This window comes from Vibrio sp. 1562 (assembly GCF_033340155.1).
In the GTDB taxonomy this organism is placed as follows: domain Bacteria; phylum Pseudomonadota; class Gammaproteobacteria; order Enterobacterales; family Vibrionaceae; genus Vibrio; species Vibrio alginolyticus.
In genome coordinates this window covers 1-717 of record NZ_JAWOVY010000311.1, presented here as the reverse complement: position 1 = coordinate 717, position 717 = coordinate 1, and the positions used below count along the sequence as shown (strand labels likewise).

At 48.3% G+C, this 717-nt stretch carries 1 protein-coding gene; it reads right to left on the bottom strand.

All coding sequences use genetic code 11. The annotated features are described in order from the left end of the window. Positions 1 to 643, bottom strand: a 643-nt coding sequence (gene vscR / locus R7Z49_RS24875) for a SctR family type III secretion system export apparatus subunit VscR (protein WP_318112362.1), incomplete at its 3' end; no start/stop codon positions are given. Positions 644 to 717: the final 74 nt, after the last annotated feature.

The following is a 717-nucleotide window of genomic DNA, read 5'->3' as shown; positions in this document are numbered from 1 at the left end:
AACTCAGCACTAAGCCGTGCGTGAGTTTTGTCCAGCCATCAAGCAAAACGAAAAGCAGTAACTTGAAGGGCAGAGAAATGGTCATCGGTGACACCATCATCATCCCCATTGCGAGCAGAATATTGGAAACAATCAAATCGATAGCGATAAACGGCAAGTAGAGTAGGAAGCCGATTTCAAAAGCCCGCGTTAACTCGCTGACCGTAAATGCAGGCAGCAACAGCAATAAGCTGTCGGATTCCAAACGGTCCACGTATTTTTGTGGCCACAGCGTGCGTGCTGCGTCGGTAAAAAATATCGCTTCGGTTTCACGGATGTGCTTTTTCAAAAACTCGCGATACGGCTGTAAACCACTTTCAATCAGGCCCTCAACGCTGGCAGAGTCTTCCAAAGAAATGTCGTGCTGTTTTACGTAATCGTACGTTTCAAAGCCAACCGGTGCCATGATGAAAATCGACAAAATGATCGCCAAGCCATACAGCGCCATATTCGGCGGAATCTGTTGTACGCCAAGCGCATTTCGCAGCAGCGAAAACACGACCGCGAGTTTCACAAATGAGGTCGCCATCATGGCGATAAACGGGATCAATGCCAGCAGCGCAAGGCTGACAATGAGGTTTAGCTCATCAGGTAACTGAATCATGCCGGCTCCTGAGTGCCGCCGAATAATTCAAGCACACGTACACCTAAATGATCGTTGACGTTTACCAGTTCACA